Source organism: Brevibacterium permense (assembly GCF_025506275.1).
GTDB classification, from domain to species: Bacteria; Actinomycetota; Actinomycetes; order Actinomycetales; family Brevibacteriaceae; genus Brevibacterium; species Brevibacterium permense_A.
The window spans coordinates 221546-240565 of record NZ_QYCP01000095.1 but is presented as its reverse complement, the minus strand read 5'-3'; the positions used below and the strand labels follow the sequence as shown (position 1 = coordinate 240565).

General features: G+C 57.8%; 12 protein-coding genes. 10 read left to right on the top strand and 2 right to left on the bottom strand.

Features of this window, described 5'->3' with window-relative positions; translation table 11 throughout:
• Nucleotides 1–14 precede the first annotated feature (14 nt).
• On the bottom strand, nucleotides 15–1550 hold the full coding sequence (locus D3I60_RS17360; protein WP_262777960.1) for an AbgT family transporter: 1536 nt from the start codon (nucleotides 1548–1550) through the stop codon (nucleotides 15–17).
• A 70-nt stretch (nucleotides 1551–1620) separates the two neighbouring features.
• On the opposite strand from D3I60_RS17360, the gene D3I60_RS17355 reads away from it, so the two are divergent.
• Entirely contained in the window at nucleotides 1621–2556 is a 936-nt protein-coding gene (locus D3I60_RS17355) for a MurR/RpiR family transcriptional regulator (protein WP_262777958.1), read from the top strand.
• Between the two features lie 524 nt (nucleotides 2557–3080).
• Here the strand turns inward: D3I60_RS17355 and D3I60_RS17350 are convergent.
• Nucleotides 3081–4157, bottom strand: coding sequence for an isocitrate/isopropylmalate family dehydrogenase (locus D3I60_RS17350; RefSeq protein ID WP_262777956.1), 1077 nt, complete (start codon nucleotides 4155–4157; stop codon nucleotides 3081–3083).
• Between the two features lie 694 nt (nucleotides 4158–4851).
• Here D3I60_RS17350 and D3I60_RS17345 point away from each other — a divergent pair.
• From D3I60_RS17345 to D3I60_RS17305, 9 genes are all read left to right on the top strand, one after another.
• Nucleotides 4852–6648, top strand: coding sequence for a sigma-54-dependent Fis family transcriptional regulator (locus D3I60_RS17345; protein ID WP_262777954.1), 1797 nt, complete (start codon nucleotides 4852–4854; stop codon nucleotides 6646–6648).
• 526 nt (nucleotides 6649–7174) lie between these two features.
• Entirely contained in the window at nucleotides 7175–8380 is a 1206-nt protein-coding gene (locus D3I60_RS17340) for a D-arabinono-1,4-lactone oxidase (protein ID WP_262777953.1), read from the top strand.
• 279 nt (nucleotides 8381–8659) lie between these two features.
• Entirely contained in the window at nucleotides 8660–10048 is a 1389-nt protein-coding gene (locus D3I60_RS17335; protein ID WP_262777951.1) for a GntP family permease, read from the top strand.
• Between the two features lie 519 nt (nucleotides 10049–10567).
• Nucleotides 10568–11515, top strand: a complete 948-nt coding sequence (locus tag D3I60_RS17330; RefSeq protein WP_262777949.1) for a C-terminal binding protein — start codon at nucleotides 10568–10570, stop codon at nucleotides 11513–11515.
• Between the two features lie 18 nt (nucleotides 11516–11533).
• Nucleotides 11534–12799, top strand: coding sequence for an aspartate aminotransferase family protein (locus D3I60_RS17325; RefSeq protein ID WP_262777948.1), 1266 nt, complete (start codon nucleotides 11534–11536; stop codon nucleotides 12797–12799).
• Nucleotides 12800–12823: 24 nt separating this feature from the next.
• Nucleotides 12824–13717 (top strand): fumarylacetoacetate hydrolase family protein, encoded by an 894-nt coding sequence (locus D3I60_RS17320; protein ID WP_262777946.1) that lies wholly within the window; start codon nucleotides 12824–12826, stop codon nucleotides 13715–13717.
• Nucleotides 13718–13774: 57 nt separating this feature from the next.
• A complete protein-coding gene (locus D3I60_RS17315) occupies nucleotides 13775–15862 on the top strand; it encodes a hydantoinase/oxoprolinase family protein (RefSeq protein WP_262777944.1) in 2088 nt (695 codons plus the stop codon).
• A 2-nt stretch (nucleotides 15863–15864) separates the two neighbouring features.
• Nucleotides 15865–17646, top strand: coding sequence for a hydantoinase B/oxoprolinase family protein (locus D3I60_RS17310; protein ID WP_262777942.1), 1782 nt, complete (start codon nucleotides 15865–15867; stop codon nucleotides 17644–17646).
• A gap of 162 nt (nucleotides 17647–17808) precedes the next feature.
• Nucleotides 17809–18951, top strand: coding sequence for a Gfo/Idh/MocA family protein (locus tag D3I60_RS17305; protein WP_262777940.1), 1143 nt, complete (start codon nucleotides 17809–17811; stop codon nucleotides 18949–18951).
• Nucleotides 18952–19020 lie beyond the last annotated feature (69 nt).

The following is a 19020-nucleotide window of genomic DNA, read 5'->3' as shown; positions in this document are numbered from 1 at the left end:
GATAGGTGCAATGGTCAGCGGACTGGTGCGCCAGGGCCAAGTGGCAGGCCAATGAGATACCAGAGCGCAAAAACGGCAGTCCACACGATGAACAGCGCGATTGAGAGTGGCAGTGTCAGTGAGAACAGACTGCCGATGCCCATTTCTTTGCGGTATCCGCGCATGATTCCGAGAGTGAGGGCGAAGTAGGGGCTCATCGGTGTGATGATGTTCGTGCACGAGTCCGCGATGCGGTAGAGGGCCGTCGTTGTCTCGGGCGAGATGTCGAGGAGCATGAACATCGGGACGAAAACGGGCCCCACGAGGGACCATTGGGCGCTGCCGCTGGTGATGAAGAAGTTCATGACGCTGACGATGACGAGCATGCCGCCGAAGATGACGAGGTTCGGTGCGTTCATTCCTTCGAGGAAATGAGCCCCACTAGTTGCGATGAGTGTGCCGATGTTCGTCCAGTTGAAATAGGCGAGGAACTGGGAGACGGCGAAGAAGAGGACGAGGATCGGGGTGATGTCCTTGAGCCCGTCCGCCGCAAGATCCGGGATGTCTGCGCTGGTGCGGATCTTCTTGACGGAGATCCCGTAGACAGTTCCCGCGATCGCGAAGAAGAGGGCGAGAAACACGGCGACGCTGTCGATGAGGACCGAGTCGATGATGCCGCCGTCTTCACCGCGCAGAGGGGAACCGGTGGGCATGGTCGCGACGATGAGCCCGATGATGTAGGCGGACAATGCGATCCCGACATTGCGCAGTCCCTTGACCTCGGCTGTCGACAAGGGCTCGTGCCGTGCCGACTCTTCGGCGTCGACATCAACCGGTAGTCGGCGTTCAATGCGTTTCGATAGGAAGCCGTCGATGACGACAGTGATGACCAGCGTCAGGAACAGTGAAGAGACCACTGTGAAGTAAATGTTGCCGACTGGCGTCATCACATAGTCTGGATCGACAGTCTGTGCTGCCGCGGTAGTCAGTCCCGAGAATATGGCGTCATTCGGTATGAGGATCGGGCTGGCCGATGAGCCTCCGGACAAAGCCGCTAGAGCGACGAGAGCGCCCGTGATCGGGCTGCGTCCCATTGAGCGGTAGATGATGCCGGCGAGCGGAATCAGGATGATATATCCTGCGTCACCTGCGACGTGCGCGACTGACCCGGTGAAAGCGACGACAGGTGTGAGAAAACGCGGTGAGACCCGCGCAAGCGATTGACGCATGAATGCTGTGATGAGACCGGAACGATCGGCTACCGCCAATCCGAGCAGTGCGACGAGTGCCACACCCAGGGGCGGGAATGCCATGAAATTGTCGATGACGCTTGAGAGAGCGAATCGGACGCCTTCGAGACTGGCCAGATTGTTAATCGGAGCGGCCTCGCCGTCTGGCTTGACAGCAACCATTCCGAGAGCGCTGAGTAACGCGCTGACGAGGGCAAGAATAATCGACAGGATGACAAAGAGCCACACTGGATGTGGTAGTCGATTGCCGACGTTCTCGATTACATTGAGGGTACGTACGCCGATTCGAGGCCGGCTGTTGGTGCGGGTGTCAAAGGTCATTTCTGATTCCTCAGCATCTGGTCTGCACTACGCTGTGTCCCAGCCGAGGTTATATTGCAAAGTAGGTTAAATGCAACACAATGCATCGATGCGCGACGGTCATGCCTTGTCCAGCGACGGGCTCAGTCGAGTCGAGGAGTGGATTCTGTCGAAGCTTGGTGATCGACGACTAGGGAAGCAATCGTCACGTGTGGTCCGCGCGATTGCAGGGGCTCCCCAGTATGCAACGACTGCAACTGTCGCAGAGTTTGCACACCGGGTCGGCGTTGATCCCGCGACAGTAGTTCGTAGTGCAAAGACGCTCGGATGCAACGGTTGGACTGCTCTTCAGCAAGAACTTCGGGCGCTCTATCTCTCAGGTCTCGACGCCACCGGTCTGCTCGACATCCACTCCGAAAGAGAAGGGTCGGTGATAGACGCGGCCTTGTCGACAGATGCGATGACGATCAATTCCCTCAAGAGCACGCTCGACTCCGACGAATGCCGCAGATTCGCGCAGAGCCTCATCCGGGGATTTCACGGCGACGAAGGACAGTCGGCAACCATCCTGCTATTCGGTTCCGGCAGCTATCTCGGGCCGCTCACTCAATTTGCGCATGTCGGCGCTCGGATGGGCTTGACGACCGTACCCGTCGGTTGGGGCGGCAAGGCCGCCCACACTGCAATGTCGTCAGCTTCTCGCGGTGACGTCATCTTGATTATGAACTTCTGGAGAACGCCAGCCGAGTTCGAAGCGATCGCCAAAGTGGGCAGGGCCAGAGGGCTTCGCGTCATGCTGATCACCGATACGCGCTTTTCCCAACTCACTTCCTACGTCGACGACATTCTGGTCATTCCTGCCGAAGGAAGCTCGCATTTTCCCTCATTGGTAGCGGCTTCGTCCCTCATCCACGTGCTTCTGGCTGTTATCACGGAAGAGCTAGACGGGCGAGCGACGGACGCGATTCGGGCGCATGACGAAATCTACTTCGCGCTTGAAGATGTGCGGACTAAAGGTGGATCTTGAGTGTCGAGCAATCGAGACTTGTCAAAGGTCTGAACGAGTGCGCTTCGAACTGCGACGTCGAAGTACTCTAGCCGTGTTTGCACTTCGGGTGCAGCTCGCGAGGGCTTTTCGGAGGACGAGGGCCAGAAGCGCGTGCGCCGAGTGCCGGTGCGGGTTCGAGGTGCGAGCCCGTCTATCTTGATCAGCACATCGGCGTGTTCTGGATGGAGGACCTCGGGGAGAGTGCGCGCTATCGCAAGGTCTGAAAAGTGTCTGGCTTTGTCCGCTGTTCATTGTCCCGGTTTCTAGTTTTCAATCACGTGACGGGCTGACGGAAGCTCAGATGGGTCTCTGGTAACTGCGCTTCTCGTAGCATGGAAGTGAGTCACTTTCGCGTGAGCGGCTTAAGTAAACCACGGACGGTGCGACTATCAGGGCGACTCATCACCCGTTCCAAATAGCCTTGCATGACGCTGCGAATTAGGCACAACCGCATGCACCTGCGGGTGGAGGCACAAGTTCGGTTCCGACTCTATTGCCACTGTTCAGCGTTCAACTCCAGCTGAAGCCACCGCATCGATCTCTTCTAACACGGCGGCGACGAACTCGGATGTCGACGCCGTGCCGCCAAGATCCGCCGTCCGGATGCCGCGTAAAAGAGTGTTCTCTACGGCCTTCATCAGGTCTGTTGCTGCACCAGCTTGGCCAATGTGTTCTAGCATCATGCTGCCAGCCCACAATTGACCGATCGGGTTTGCGAGGTTCTTGCCGACGATGTCTGGGGCAGTGCCGTGGACAGGCTCGAACATAGATGGTTGCGACCGGTCGGGATTGATATTTGCCGATGGCGCAATACCTATAGAACCAGCGGTCGCCGCCACAAGATCGGACAAAATGTCTCCGAAAAGATTAGAAGCAACGATCACGTCAACCGAAGAAGGTGCAAGCACCAGTCGTGCGGCGAGTGCATCGATCAATACACTTTGCAGTTCGACACCAGTGTGCCTGGAGAGGGTCTCTTCGACGACTTCGTCCCAGAAGGTCATTGAGTGGATGAGGCCGTTCAACTTGGTCGCAGAGATGATCTTGCCACTTCTCTCTGCAGCGAGCTCTGCGGCATATTCTGTGACACGCTTGACGCCACGTCGAGTAAAAAGCGCTTGCTGGAAGGCCATGGCGTGACGAGTGCCTTGGTACGCTCGACCACCGACCTCCGAATATTCTCCCTCCACGTTTTCACGGACAATAACAGTGTCTATACGGCCATCTCCAACGACGCGAGGTTCGATCCCGGGCAGCAACCGTACTGGTCGAATATTCAAATACAGGTCGAATGCGCGTCGGATCGGGATGAGAAGGCCCCACAGGGTTATGTGGTCGGGTACTTCCGGATGCCCTACCGCCCCTAAGAGTATTCCATCTCCGCCATCTAGCTGGTCAATTCCATCGACCGGCATCATTGCGCCCTTGGACAAGTATCGATCTGAACTCCAATTCCGTTCGCGCCAAGTGATCCGAGAATCATTCTGTTCAGCAACCGCATCGATGCACGCTACTGCAGTCGGAACTACCTCCTGCCCAATTCCGTCACCAGCAATGCAATCAATAGTGTATCGCTTCATCTTTTCCTCAATGGAATTTCTGTATATCGTCAATGGCTCTGTAGGAGGTAAGGTCGAAAGTGGAAGGATGCTAAGTGCCAATATGTCTCGATCGAATATTCGGGTCAGACAACGATCAGTTCGTATGCGTATCGCGATACCTTTATTGTGTTCGTGTCCGAACCCAATTCGAGAATGTTCAAGGAAGGCAAGAGTTCAGTCGCGGCGGCCATATGCGTAACCCTTTTTTGTCGGAGACCTGCGTTACCGCCACGGCGCGCCGATTGACGAGGAGATTGCGACTATTGATCGAGGTCGACTGGTGCACAAATTCGATCGATGCCCCAGCTTGTATGGTCGAGAATTGAATCGAAGCATTAGTCCTTCTTGCATTGTTAGCAAATAGCGAACCCGAGGTGCACCCCAGACGTCTGGGGCTACTCGACAGGGAAAATCCATTCGACTATCTTCGGTGCCCACTTTGGCGCGTTCTACGAGAGCTCGTGTGTGCCAAAATGGGACACATAGGCGAGGTTCCGCGTAATCGGGGATTTGATGACTTGGAAGGGTTGTGTAGAGAAGTCCGGTCCGATGGTTGAAAAGTCGAGCCGACTGTCGGGATGATTGGATATCTCGCCAATTCAAAGCTGAAAGCTGTTGTGCTAATCTTTCAAAAATCGTGTCAAAGATGCCGAGAAACGAGGAGTTGCTGACGATGAGTCTAGCCCCGCTGGTGACGCCTGAGCGAAACCGAGAATCCCATGATGTCGACTCCATCCGAGATCGATTTCTCAGTGACCATGACTCCGAGCTGACTGGACTCAGACCGTTGATCGCTCGTTCATGGTTTCGAAGCAGAGCGGCCGGCGTGGATGCGACGATTGATCGAGGCATGTTCGATGCTGGCCGGGTTGACGATCGAACCTTGGAAGCGGCCGATACGCACCTGAGGACACTCGACAACTTTGCGGCGGACCTTGGAGGTTATGTCAGTTTGACCGCCCCGAATGGAGCGCTGGTTCGACCTAGCTTCTTACGTTCTGAGGAGGAGTTCCCGGAAGGCTATTCGTTGCTCGAAGAGAGTTGCGGCAGCAACGGGGAAGGGCTCGCGTTGGAAGAAGGGCGAAGTGTCTGGCTGGCTCCGGAAGAGCACTTCCGAGAAGATATGCGCGGTAACTGGTGCTTTGCGACTCTTATCCGGGATCCATTTCACAACCGCGTGCGGGGGGTGATCGGCCTCACCTTCCCTTCAACTCAAGTGCCTGCCATCGAGCCGACCTCGACTCTGCTAATGCTCGAGGGCATCACCTCTCGTATTGAGCACGAAATTGCGGACCGGACATCGGCGAAAGAGCGTTCACTGTTGAACGAGTATCTGACGGTCTCGCGTAGGCGCGGCAATCTGCCGGTCATTGCGATGGACGGTAAGAACTCGCTGATGAACAACGCTGCGGTCGAGTTGATCGATGACGGCGATATGGCTGTCGTCTCAGGCTATGCAAAAGAAGTGATGTCCTCGGGCAGGCCGACGAGCACGGAAGTGAGTCTGCACAGTGCGGGATGGTCTGAACTGAGCGTGTCTGCCGTGTCGCTCTCCGCGACCAGCGTTGGCGCAATTGCTGTGATCCGACCCCGTTCAGTCCGAAGTGAGGTTGGCAGCGAGGATAATAATCTGGTCATCCATCCAACACGTTCCTCGACAACGGACAAACTGAAGGCAAGCCTCGACGGAACCAGCCCTCAGTTTGAGCAGATGATCCATCTCGCAGCGAAGGCGGTCGATCAGGCCCGCCCCGTCGCAATCGTCGGAGAAGCCGGCACCGGCAAACAAAGACTCGCCGAGGAAGTCGTAGCCCTCATCGGCGGAAGCGTGTTCGTAGATGCTCATGCCCCCGAAGGAGATGACGAAAGGCTTTCCGAGCTCCTCGACCAAGCTATTGCCGTCGACCCCTCGGTGCTTGTCGTGCTTAACGCCGACGAACTGTCAGTTCCCGAAGCGAAAGGAATCGTCCACCGGGTCCAGCGGAGCCATCACACGAAGCTCGTATTCACCGCGAAGCACCATACTGACGCTACTTTGCATATGACTGAGAGTATTCGTGCCATAGAAATTACCGTGCCACCGCTTCGACTTCGCCGGGAAGATATTCCAGTGATTGCACGGTCGATTGCCGAGGACTCCGGCGGTCGAAAGCTGTCGAAGCGATTAGTCACTACATTGACGAACTCCGAATGGCCGCGCAATATTGACCAACTTCGCGCAGTGATCTCCAACGCACTCGAAAGGTCTCGTGGTGATGAGGTATCGGTGAGAGACATTCCCGAGGAATATCAACGATCGCTCGTTCAAGGACGACTCTCAAGGTTGGAAGAAGCCGAACTGAGCGAATTGAGAGCCGCTCTGAAAGAAGCGGGAGGCAACCGACGCAAGACGGCCGAGATCCTGCAAATCGGCCGGTCTACCCTCTATCGGAGAATGGACTTCTTCCTCCGCAAGGGACTCGACCTTTAAGCGGGTACCTGCCCCAGTGAGTGAATGTCGTTGAGGTCCAACTGGCTCCGCCTATGTCCTGGCTTCATAGCTCGTGCGCGGACAACTTCGCCATCGTCATATGTCCGATAGGAGAAGCTAAGTTCGCAAGTGCATGTGCACACACTGATCGTATTCGTCGCGACTGCTGGTTGACGATTCGCCGATGCCTGTCTTGCAGAGTGACGTCGGGACGTGGTTTTCATGAACGATGTCAAAATCATTCAACTAGTTAGGCCACAGGATTGAGGAGAGCTGCATGTACGCGGCAGCACTTCGGTCCCTCCAACAATCACATCCACGTGCGTCGAGGAGAGTCATTTCTCAGCTACGGCGGTCGCTTGGTACATCGTCGATTCATCTCGAATTGTGGCGGAACACGGCATTCACATGTTCCGATTTGGCACATATGGGACGTCCGGACTTCGACTTCGATGGTCGGTAGCGGCTGAGATGGTGCCGACTGCTGTGTAGCCGCGCTCACCTCGAGAGAACTGGAGCTGACCTCGTGAACAACGGGACATGGAGAAACTGGGCAGGGACGGAGAGTTGCCGCCCCGAGGCTATCGTAAAGGCTGAATCTGTGGAGCAGATCAGCGAGATCGTCGCCGATGCGACACGCCGTGGCGTCACCGTGCGGCCGGTGGGGAGCGGCCATTCTTTTGCTCCGCTGGTGCCGACAGACGGTATAGTGCTCGATCTTTCGGCAGTGAGCGGGATCGAGTCGCTCAATCACTCTTCTGCGCAGGCGACCGTCAGAGCAGGGACAAAGATTGCCGACCTCGGTGAGCCACTTTGGGATGAGGGGCTGTGCCTCCGCAACCAGGGTGCCATTGATGCACAGACCATCGCCGGCGCGATCAGCACTTCGACGCATGGCTCAGGGCTTGGGCTGAAGCTGCTGTCTGGTGAGGTTGTCGGCGCGAAGGTGGTCACTTCATCGGGTGAGGTGGAAATGATCGGTTTCAATGATCCGCGATTGCCCGCACTTCGCGCCTCGATGGGCATGCTCGGTGTGATTGTGAGCCTCGACATCCAACTCGAACCGAAGTTCAAACTGCGGGAAACGCTCGAGTTCAGGCCTTTAACAGAAGTGCTCGAACGATGGGACGAGCTGACGCATAATCATCGTCACTTCAGCTTTGTGCATGGACAGCAGTACGACATGTCGGCATCTCTTCCCCCGCTTCCTGAGACGTCGAAGCCGACTCTGGTGCGAATCTTCGACGAGGTGGACCCGGACACGGATTACGATGGCTCCCCTGCACACCGAACAGACCGCCCGTACAGGATCTATCCCGATCAATACACTCCGCCGTGGGAGGAGGTCGAACCCTTCGTCCCCTATAACACTGCGCTCGATGCGATTCAGTCCTGCTTGCATGTGCTTGAGAGGTTCCCCGACACGTTTCCCCTAGAGGTGCGTACCGCCGCTGGAGACGATGCGTGGCTGTCGCCGACCGGCGGCGACGCGGCAGTATCGCTGAACACTGTCCGCACGTGGGGAAATGACAATCGGGCCTTCTTCCGCGCGATGGAGGAAGCACTGGATCCGTTTCCCGGTCGTCCGCACTGGGGCAAACAACCTTATCTCCGCACGGCAGACTTTTACAGAAGCGTGTATCCCTTCTGGGACGATTTCATTCAATTGCGGCGACAGATGGATCCGAGCGGCACGTTCTTGAACGCGCCCTTGCGCAGGCTGTTCGATTAATAAAGCTCACGTCCGTGGTCACTTCACGACTGGACGTGACCACGTGCCATTTTCAACCGTTGAACCACCAATACAGTCGGCCCACCGGGTCCCCTGTCGTCGCACTTCTTTGAATAATGAACGGCAATCTCGCCTGCCAAAGTGCCCGCTGCAAAGAAGCATCTACAGACTGCCCCGTCGCGGGGTTGTGAAGGATGAGCCATGAGCGATGGCTGAAATTTTGGAGGACATGCTTCGGGTCCTCCGCTCCATTGATCGAGCTGTGTGAAAAGAGAAGATATGGAAGATTGGACTCAGACCTTAGGGACAGTACCGCTCCTCTTCATCGCGTCAGGAGGTGTGGCCCTGATCCTTTTTCTCATCATTGTTGTCCGTCTCCATGCATTCGTAGTCCTGGTGCTTGTCTCCTTGCTCACAGCGGCAACTGCGGGGATCCCCGCGGAGCACATCGTTCCAGCGATGCTCGATGGGTTCGGTAGCACGCTGGCGTCAGTTGCCCTCGTCGTGAGTTTCGGTGCCATACTCGGTCGCCTGCTTGAAGCCAGTGGCGGTGCGCGGGTGATCGCGGAACGAATGGTTGCTGTGTTCGGGCAGAAACGCGCGGCACTCGCTCTCGGAGCCTCGTCTCTGATAATGGGAATACCTATGTTCGCGGACGCTGGCATCGTCGTCATGATACCGATCGTCTTCGCAGTTGCACGCAGGATGGGCGGTAGAAGCCTACTGCTTTACGGAATTAGCTCTGCTGCAGCATTTTCCATCATGCATGTGCTGGTTCCTCCGCATCCAGGGCCTGTGATGGCCAGTGAGTTCTTCGGCGCTAATATTGGACTGGTCTTGGTCTTCGGTCTGCTCATTGCGTTGCCGGTGTGGTACGTCAGCGGATATCTGTGGGCTCGCCTCGTGAACGCGAGATACCCGATGGTCATTCCTACGCTATTCGGTGCTCTTGACGACGATCAGCCGCAAACGCCGCCGAGAGTGGGCTGGGTGATCTTTATTCTTGTGCTCCCCATGATGCTCATTCTCTTGAACACCGGATTCGACACACTTTCGAGCGCTGGTGTTGTCGACGCTGAAACAACATGGGTGAAGGTTGTGATGGTCATTGGAGCGTCCCCGGTCGCGCTCCTAATATCAGTGCTGGTTGCAATTCTCGTACTCGGTAAATTCCGTGGCGAAAGTGGTAGCGCCCTAGAAAAGCTCGTCGACGGCGCTTTTGGCCCAGTTGCCTCCGTCATCCTCATCACTGGTGCAGGAGGAATGTTCGGGGGAGTCCTTCGTTCTTCCGGTATAGGAGACGCCCTTTATGCCTCCCTTGACGGTCTCGGGCTTCCGGTGGTCATCGCGGCATACGTGATCTCAGTAGCCCTTCGCGTAGCACAGGGCTCTGCCACGGTGGCGATCGCTACTACCGGCGGACTCCTTGGAACAGCCGTGAGTGCGGGAAACTTCAACGAGATAGAGCTCGTCTGTATCGTGCTTGCCGCCGCGGCCGGGTCACGATTCGCCAGCCACGTCAACGACTCCGCATTCTGGTTAGTCGGCAACCTCCTGAAGATGGATGTGAAGACAACGCTGAAGACCTGGACTGTGCAGTCGACCATCGAGTCACTGCTTTCGTTTGCGGCAGTGTTGCTGATTTATACCATCAGCGGCGGTTTCTGAAATGGTGTTCGGAGCTGTCCCGGGCACAAGATTCTCACTGTGAACGTCTCCTTCAGCGGATCTGCCCGCACTGGACTTTGACATCAGATTGCAGGCGGCCCCATCAAGGCGGCTCCCGCTCTCGAGACCAGCGCCCAGGCAGCTCGACGAGTTTCCTGCATGATGCGAGTGATGACCTTGGTCGCGAAGACTGACTGAACCTGCCGGTCAGTACTCGGCAGTCGGCGTATCGATGGTGCCGCAACCATAGTGCGGTTTCCGCAGATGCCGCCTGGTCAGCAATTTCACCTTTGGCACCGTTCGCGCAATCTTCTCAACTGCGTTGATATCGCCGCAAACTCGTCCAGTCATCGTCTGCGGATGATTGCAAAGGCCCGACCACGGGCGAGCTCGTTGAGGTGTCTCGGAATGGTACGGTTTCCCGCCATCTTTCTGTCATGTAATTGAACTCGAGCTCGGAACTGTGTGAGTACAGTCCCGGGGGCGTCAACAACTGACTAATAGATAGGACGGATGACGATGAACCGTGAGCGACAGGGAATCATCCTGGTTGCCCCGCACCATTTCCCTGATCTGGAACGTGAGCACACGCTGGCATCAGAACTCGACTACGAACTGGTACCGGCCACTGACACAGAAGAGTTCAGGCAGCGGCTCTCAGATGCCGAAATTGTCATGATCACTCCATATGCGAAACTGACCGCCGACGATTTTCCTGCAATGGAAAAGTGTCGTGCAGTGATCCGGTACGGGATCGGATACGACAATATCGACGTCGATGCCGCGACAAAGGCCGGCATCCCTGTGTCAATTGTTCCCGGGACTGCTTCGGAAGAAGTCGCCTCGCACGCCCTGGCGATGGGACTTTCACTCGCTCGCCGTCTGCCAGCCGGCGACTCTGCCATTAGAGACAACGGGTGGAACGGAGTCATCGGATATGACACTCCCGTGCTCTCCAGCCTGGAGGTCGGCGTAGTCGGATTGGGCCGCATTGGCCAGCACGTCGCGCGCATGTATTCGGCCATCGGAACGAACGTACGTGCCTACGATCCATTCGTCTCCGAAAGCACTTTCGAACTCGCCGATCTCGACGACATTCTCGAGAACTCCGATGTCATCTCATTGCATCTTCCGCTGACCGGCGAAACTCGAAACCTGATCTCAGGTGATGTCCTGAAGCGGATGAGGAACGGTGCCGTGGTAGTCAACGTTTCCCGTGGAGGACTCGTTGACGAGGTAGCCCTGGCACAAGCATTGGAGTCCGGACATATCGCCGGCGCAGGAATCGACACATTCGCAGAGGAGCCGCTCGACCCGGAACATCCTCTGAGGTCGGCCACAAACACCATCCTCACACCACACATCGCGTGGCGATCGAATCGCTCCACAGGTGCCTTGCAGGATGGCGCTGTCGACCGTGTCCGCCGAGTCTTGACCGGTCAGCCACTGATCGATCTCGTGAACTGAATATTCGAAAGGTCAATGATGAACACTGACACTGCGAACCCGACCGTCGCCGGTCCAGCGACCGACCCTCATCTGCGCAAAGGACCGCGGGGCTATCCCCTGCTGCCGGGCGGTTATGGACGTTCCACCTACTACACAGGCGCGCCAAGCCCCTACGCGATCCGAGGCGAGGGGTGTCGTGTCTGGGACGACCGTGGTCGGCAGCTCATTGACGCGAACAACAATTTCACCTCCCTGATCCACGGAAATGCCCATCCCGAAATCAAAGCAGCCGCTGTCGAAGCGATGTCAGCCGGATCCAGCTGGGGTATCCCCAACCTCTACGAGTGGGAACTGGCTGAACTGCTCTTGAACCGTCTACCCGGTCTTGACCAAGTGCGGTTCACTAACTCGGGCACTGAGGCCGTCATGTCAGCAGTGCGTATCGCTCGCGCCAGCACTGGTCGTGACAAGGTCGTCGTCACTAAGGGCGGGTACCACGGCACGTCAGATTTGGCCCTTGTCCCGGGGGGACCCAGCTACACCCGCGGTGTCCCACAAGGCGTGATTGATGATGTCACTACTGTTCCGCTCAATGACATCGAACACCTCACGTATGTCGTGGAATCGGCACCTGCCGATTATGCTGCGATCATCCTCGATCTGCTTCCGAATCGCGCTGGCCTCGTGAGCGTCTCCGAGGAGTTCGCGCGTACGGCACGTAATCTCGCGACGAAGCACGGCATCGTCTTGATTATCGACGAAGTTATCAGTCTTCGGCTCGGCTACAACGGGCTGAGCGGAGATTATGGAATTCAGCCTGATCTGATGACAACCGGGAAACTGATCGGCGGCGGATTCCCGGTCGGGGCGGTCGCCGGTCTCGGCTCGCTGATGGGGGAGGTAGACCCGACCCGATCAGGCAATCTCCCTCACGGCGGGACGTTCTCTGGCAACCCTGTCAGCATGGCGGCCGGAGCTGCCGCGCTGCGGCTGTACACCGAAGATCAGGTAACGCGCTTAAACGATCTCGGTGATAACGTGCGCCGAACGGTCTGCAGGGCGATTGCCGACTTCGGGTGGGAGGTCCGCGGACGAGGCTCGCTGCTTCGCGCCGTCCCCGAAGGGGCAGACAAGGTCGCTGAAGATACTCAACATCGACTCTGGTGGGCAACGTACAGGCACGGGCTTCTCGGCTCGCCAGCGAACCTTCTTTCCTTGTCGACCGCTATGGACGACACAGTGGGTGCAGAGATTGCCGAACGACTGTCCGCTGCAATTGCCGCCGTCGCCACAGCAAGCTAATACGAAAGTCGAGTACCTCAGACCATGAAAATTGTTTCCTACCGCAATCAGTCCGGTACGCGCGGCGGCATTCTCTTCAATGGAGAAGTCTTTGATCTCGAAGAGCTGTTAAATGAAACGCCCGAGGCCACTCGAGGCGCATGCAACTCCGTGACAGATCTGCTCAACCACTACGGCGACGACCTCACCTCGTTGTCCAACGCGGTCAGCCAGACACTCTTGAGGTCCCCGAGCTCTCGAGTCGGCAGCCTCGACGACGTGTATCTCGATGGCCCTGTGGTGGGGCCGTCGAAAGTTCTCTGCGTCGGGCTGAACTATAAGGATCATGTGGCTGAAACCGGGCGCGCACTTCCGGAGTACCCGGACATCTTCGCGAAATTCGCTTCAACCCTGATCGGGCCTGCGGACGAGATCGGTGGACGGAATGTCACAGACAACCTTGATTTCGAAGGTGAACTGGCCGTAGTGATCGGTCGGGCCGCCGCCCACGTTTTCGAAGACGAGGCATTGGAGTACGTCGCCGGCCTGACTGTCTTGAACGACATCACCGCACGAGACCTTCAGTATCGAGGGACACAATGGCTTCCGGGCAAGGCCGTCGATGGGTCAACTCCGTGGGGTCCTGCCCTCGTGACTCTCGACGACATCAGTGACCCGCAGTCGCTGGCACTGGTGACTCGAATCAACGGCGTCGAGTACCAACGATCGAATACCCGACACCAGATCTTCTCGATCGCCCAGATTGTCTCCTACCTCTCTGGTTTTCTCACTCTCAATCCAGGCGATGTCATCGCCACTGGTACTCCACAAGGAATCGGCGCGAAGCGAAATCCACCAGTCTGGTTGGACTCCGGCGACGTGGTGGAGATTGACATTGAAGAGGTCGGAATTCTGCGCAACACCGTCGCCCGTCGATGAGCTCAAAGGAGCCATCGATTTGAACTTGAGCTACCACCATGGAGGTGCTGAAAGCACATGAGTAACGATACTGCTCTGTCAAAAAAGGTCCGCTACAGAATCGCTGTCGACACCGGCGGCACATTCACCGACGTCGTTGTCGGTTGCAGTACCGGTGGAATTGCCATGGGTAAGGCGTTGACGACCTACGATCGCGTCTTCACGGGCTTTGAAGCCGCCGTCAGACGCGCTGCCGAGTCCGTCGGCTGGAGCGGAGACGACGTCTTGCGCAACGCCGAAGTCATCGTCTATGGCACGACCCATGCGACCAACGCGGTGCTGACTGGCAAAACCGCCAAAACGGCTCTTCTCATCACCGAAGGCTTCGCCGACACCCTGCTGCTGCGCGAGGGGGGAAGGCGAGACGCGTTCGACTCGAAGGCTGCCTACCCTCCGGCCTATATACCCCGAGGATTGACCTACGAAGTTCGCGAACGGGTCTCGGCAGAAGGCACAGTCCTCGAACCGCTGGACGAAGACCACGTCCGAACCCTTCTGCATCGCCTTGCTGCAGAAAGGGTTGAGGCGATCGCTGTCTCGTTCCTGTGGTCGATCATCAACGATGCTCACGAACGCAGGGTCGCCGAGCTCATTGAAGAGATCCTACCTGGTGTGCCGGTCACTCTCTCGAACTACGCGAACCCAATCATCCGTGAGTACCGCCGAACGTCGGCGGCATCCATCGACGCATCGCTGAAGCCGTTGATGGAAGCCCACCTGGGGGATCTGCGCCGAGACCTAGTCGAGTCGGGATTCGACGGCGATTTGCTAGTCGTGACGTCCGAAGGAGCGGTACTTGACGTCGACGACGTTCTCGATCGACCGGTGTTGCTTCTGAATTCTGGACCTTCAATGGCTCCCCTCGTCGGTGCTTCTGCCGCTCCGAACCGGGAAACAGTCGTCGTCTGCGACATGGGGGGCACGACCTTCGACGTCTCCCTCGTTGAGAAGGGCACCGTCCGCCATACCCGCGAGGCGTGGCTCGGAGAACCGTTCGTCGGGCATCTGACCGGCCTATCCTCCGTCGCAGTCACGAGCATCGGTGCCGGTGGAGGATCGATCGGATGGATCGACGCAGGCGGCCTGCTACGAGTTGGACCGCAGAGCGCGCGAAGCACACCAGGTCCCGCAGCCTACGGCCTCGGCGGAGAAGAACCGACTGTCACGGATGCGTGTGTGGCTCTCGGATATCTCGACGCCCAGGGATTCGAGGGCGGCTTCACGCTCGACCGGAGGGCGGCGGAGAAGGCGATCGAATCTCGAATTGCCACACCGCTGAACATGACGGTCGAGCAGGCGGCACAGGCGATCCTGGACGTCTCGTCCCACCACATGGCAACGGCGATCCGACAGTCCGCGCTGGAGCAGGGCGTCGACCCCCGCGGTGCTCTCATCGTTGCAGGAGGGGGCGCAGGCGCAATGGTGGCAGCGGGAATCGGATCACTGTTGGAAACCGATACTGTGCTCATACCTGCCACCGCTGGAGTACTTGCAGCCTTCGGCGCTCACAAAGCGCCCATCGCTACAGAGTTCCTGTCCCCGTTGCACAATGACACGCGAAGCTTTGATGTCAGTTCGGCGGCCAACGCGGTGAGAGAGGTGTCGGCTAAGGCGAACGAATTCGCGCGCCGCTTCCCTGGAACCGGTGCCGACGCCGAGGTCACCTATTTCGTCGATGCCCGGTATCCGGGCCAAGCCTGGGACCTTCGCGTGTATCTGAGCGAAGCACCGGTGGCTGAAAGCGCAGCGGAGAGCATTGAGGCAGCTTTCCACAAGGAACACGATCACCGAAATGGGACTCACGATCCCACCAGCCGCGTAGAAATCATTGCATGGGGCGCGCGAGTTGAAATTCCACGTCCCGAGCTCGTTGATTCGAACGCCAACGACTCCCAGACACCCGAGACTCATCGAACTGACGAGATGGTCTTCGACGGTAAGAAGTACTCCGCACCTCGCTACAGAGGCGGCACGTTGGGGCCAGGCGACGTGATCTCAGGTCCTGCGGTGGTCGACCTGCCGACGACGACAATCGTCATCCCGCCGACGTGGAATGCCCAACTGGACGAGAACTCCAACTTCTACTTGAACCTCAAGGAGGCGTGAACATGACACGCGAATTCGACCCTGTGAAACTCTCGGTACTGGCGAACGCCTTCGACGGCATCGTGAGAGAAATGACCAATGGACTCCTGCGATCAGCACGTTCCTCAGTAATCAATACCGCCCGCGACTTTTCGTGCGCAGTGCTCACGGCCGACAACCAACTCCTCGCCGCAGCAGAAGGAGTACCGGTTCACGTCTTCGGAGCCGGACCGCTCGGTGAAGACATGATCGCATTGCACGATGATATTCGAGAAGGCGATGCCTTCCTGCACAATGACCCTTATCTCGGAAACTCACATGCGGCCGATCACTGCATTCTCGTCCCTATCTTCGTCGGTGGTAAGCATCTCTTCACTGCTGTGACCAAGGCTCACCAGGCAGACTGCGGTGACTCGCTGCCGACAACATTCTTCGCCACTGCAAGAGATGTGTACGAAGAAGGTGCTCTCATCTTTCCCTGCGTGAGAGTCCAGCGTGACTATACCGACGTCGACGACGTGGTACGGATGTGCCGCTCTCGCATTCGCGTTCCGGATCAGTGGTATGGCGACTATCTGGCCTCAGTGGGTGCTTCGCGCATCGCTGAACGTCGCATTCAGGAACTGGCTGAGAAGTTCGGTACCGATGACGTCGTCGACTTCGTTGAAGCGTGGTTTGACTACTCAGAGCGTCTGGCTCAGAACGCGATTGAGACGTTGCCGGAGGTCGATCTGCACGGTGAGTCGACCCACGACCCGTTCCCAGGGACAGATCCAGAGGGAGTGCACATTCAAGCGACGGTGTCAGTGAAACCGACACAGGGACGGGTATCGATCGACCTTCGAGACAATCCCGACAACCTACCCAACGGTCTCAATCTTACCCGAGCTACAGCGACAGGGGCCGCGCTTGCCGGAATTCTGTCCGGTCTTCCGGAGACCCTGCCGAGTAACGCGGGAACGTTTCGACGAATCGAGGTCAAACTGCGAGAAGGCTGTGCCGTTGGTGTGCCGAAGCACCCACACTCATGCTCGTCCGGGACGACGAACTTGGCTGACCGCGTTGTCAACATTGTCCAATCATCGTTCGCTCGGATAGACGACGGGTATGGCTCTGCCGAGGGCGCTGCAGGCCAGACACCAGCGAAGGCCGTGATCTCGGGCACGGACGAGCGCAACGGGAATGCCTATGTCAACCAGATCCTCGTCGGAGGCGTGGGGGGCCCTGCGACTCCTTACGTAGATGGTTGGCCGACCTATCAGCGTCCCGTCTGCGGTGCCTTGCTCTACCATGACAGTGTCGAGGTCGATGAACAGCGCTATCCCATTCTCATTCACGAACGAGCCCTGGTCGCCGACTCCGGCGGCGCGGGGAAACAACGCGGTGGCCTTGCATCGCGGGTGACTTTTGAGCCAAGAGTTGACCAAGTCACTCTGACTTATGGAATCGAAGGAAAAGAGAACCCTCCGAAGGGTGTCCGCGGCGGATACGGCGGCGCAGCGCCGGAAGCATGGGTGGAAGACGTTTCGGGCAGCGAGCCGCGCGCGATTCCCGTCGTCGGCCGTTACGACCTCCGTCGCGGAGAGAAAGTGGTGTCGATCACGCCAGGCGGAGGCGGTTACGGCGATCCTCTGGAACGAGATCCCCAAGCAGTCTTGGTCGACGTCAATGACGGTCGAGTGTCGGCCGAAGCCGCGTGGGAAGTTTATGGCGTCCGGATCGACGAGAGCGGCGCTATTGATTCGTCGGGCACCGAGAATCAGAGAAAGAATCTCTCACACAGCCGCGGAAGTGTCCCAAACTGACACAGCATCGTCGCGGACCACAATGACAGTGTTCAAGCGGAGACAAGTTGAGTGTCGGGCTCGCACACAGGCTGGTTTAACACGTCCGCCGACGTGAACTGTCATAACCCGATCCGCATGCGGCCCGAGTCTGACAACCCCTAATACTGAAGGAATATGCAAATGGAACCGATTCGAGTAGGAATCATCGGTGTTGGCAACGTTCTCAACCAATACCTAGACAAGATCGGAGTACATCCCGATGTCGACGTCGTCGCACTGGCAGACGTGAATGCCGACGCTGTTGCAAGACGAGCGACTGAGTACTCCATTCCTAAAGCTCTGACACCGGACGAGCTATTTGCGGACCGGGACGTGGAGTTGGTGCTCAACCTCACGCCGCCGAACCTACACGCACCGGTATCGCTGCAGGCGATCAAAGCCGGCAAACATGTGTTGTCCGAAAAGCCGTTCGCGACTTCTCTCGAGGAAGCCCGAGAGATCGTTGACGCTGCACGAATAGCAGGAGTTGAGGTCGGGTCTGCTCCGACGACATTCCTCGGGTCGGGAATGCAGACGACTCGCAAACTTGTCGATGACGGGTGGATCGGGGATCCGGTCGCGGCTTTCGCCTCGTTCGCCAACCGCGGTTACGAGCACTGGCATCCGAACATCGATCCGTTCTACAGTCCGGGGGCCGGCCCGATGCTCGACATCGGACCCTATCTCGTCACCAACTTCATCAACCTCTTTGGTCCCGTCAGGCGCGTTTCGGCCTCCGCTCACCGCAGCTCAGAGACACGGCCACGTCCAGACGGCAAAGGTGGTTATGACGGCGAGATCGACATTCGAACCCCGACCCATGTGTCAGGGACAATCGACTTCGAATCCGGAGCGGTGGCGACAGTCATTGTCAGCTGGGACGTGTGGAACCACAATCTTCCTCATTTCGAGATCTACGGATCGGCAGGTTCGATCGCTGCCCCAAACCCTGATCACTTCGACGGTGCGCCAAGCCTCCGCAGGGGAGAGGCACGCGACCTTGCTCTCGATATGACTCCGCCCGGAGGCGGTGACTGGCGGGCGACTCTGCTTACTCACCGTGACGACGCATACCGGGGAATCGGTCTTGCGGAGTTCGGACATGCGATTCGCACCGGAGTCGAACCGCGGACCGGAGCAAGTTTCGCTTACCATGTGCTCGAAGTCCTGCTGGCCTTCGAAGAGTCATCCCAACGTGGCGAGCACGTCGACGTGCAAAGCTCCTGCGAGAGGCCCCGGCCCTTGCCATCGGTCGGACCGCATGAACCGTACAGGTTCGACTGACTAATGATCGTGCCTCTCGATCATTCGAGAGGCAGGCATTTCCAGGAGCGAGGAATGACATGGTGGGAG

Excerpts from the sequence above, each read along its gene's own strand:
- D3I60_RS17310 (WP_262777942.1), top strand. The coding sequence starts at position 15,865 with ATGACACGCGAATTCGACCCTGTGAAACTCTCGGTACTGGCGAACGCC.
- D3I60_RS17360 (WP_262777960.1), bottom strand. The coding sequence starts at position 1,550 with ATGACCTTTGACACCCGCACCAACAGCCGGCCTCGAATCGGCGTACGT.
- D3I60_RS17325 (WP_262777948.1), top strand. The coding sequence starts at position 11,534 with ATGAACACTGACACTGCGAACCCGACCGTCGCCGGTCCAGCGACCGAC.
- D3I60_RS17335 (WP_262777951.1), top strand. The coding sequence starts at position 8,660 with ATGGAAGATTGGACTCAGACCTTAGGGACAGTACCGCTCCTCTTCATC.
- D3I60_RS17350 (WP_262777956.1), bottom strand. The coding sequence starts at position 4,157 with ATGAAGCGATACACTATTGATTGCATTGCTGGTGACGGAATTGGGCAG.
- D3I60_RS17315 (WP_262777944.1), top strand. The coding sequence starts at position 13,775 with ATGAGTAACGATACTGCTCTGTCAAAAAAGGTCCGCTACAGAATCGCT.
- D3I60_RS17320 (WP_262777946.1), top strand. The coding sequence starts at position 12,824 with ATGAAAATTGTTTCCTACCGCAATCAGTCCGGTACGCGCGGCGGCATT.
- D3I60_RS17355 (WP_262777958.1), top strand. The coding sequence starts at position 1,621 with ATGCAACACAATGCATCGATGCGCGACGGTCATGCCTTGTCCAGCGAC.
- D3I60_RS17305 (WP_262777940.1), top strand. The coding sequence starts at position 17,809 with ATGGAACCGATTCGAGTAGGAATCATCGGTGTTGGCAACGTTCTCAAC.
- D3I60_RS17345 (WP_262777954.1), top strand. The coding sequence starts at position 4,852 with ATGAGTCTAGCCCCGCTGGTGACGCCTGAGCGAAACCGAGAATCCCAT.
- D3I60_RS17330 (WP_262777949.1), top strand. The coding sequence starts at position 10,568 with ATGAACCGTGAGCGACAGGGAATCATCCTGGTTGCCCCGCACCATTTC.